Raw genomic sequence first — 256 nt, 5'->3', positions numbered from 1 at the left:
TATCATACAGTACATACTTTGCATTGCTCCATGCCTTCTTCATATGATCCATCAATAAGAACGTAAATGTTTCATCCGATGTGTTCTTATCGCTCAATGTCTTATTGACCCCAAAGGAAGCAATCGCATTGGTATATTGCACTGCTGTTACCGGTGCCTGTGTCGCTCCGCTTTGTTTTACATCCCCCAATACTCGCCAACCTTCTGCGTTTTCCTCAACGACCTCATAGTCCACATCTGCCTTGACTTCCTTAAA

1 pseudogene is annotated in these 256 nt (G+C 43.4%); it reads right to left on the bottom strand.

The window, feature by feature from the left end:
• Positions 1-256 (bottom strand): annotated as a pseudogene (locus LI241_RS15670) (hypothetical protein); the annotation flags it as partial.

The sequence above is a fragment of the Longicatena sp. 210702-DFI.1.196 genome, assembly GCF_020563125.1.
In the GTDB taxonomy this organism is placed as follows: Bacteria; Bacillota_I; Bacilli_A; order Erysipelotrichales; family Erysipelotrichaceae; genus Longicatena; species Longicatena caecimuris.
The sequence above is the reverse complement of the archived record's forward strand: the minus strand, read 5'-3'. Positions and strand labels throughout refer to the sequence as shown.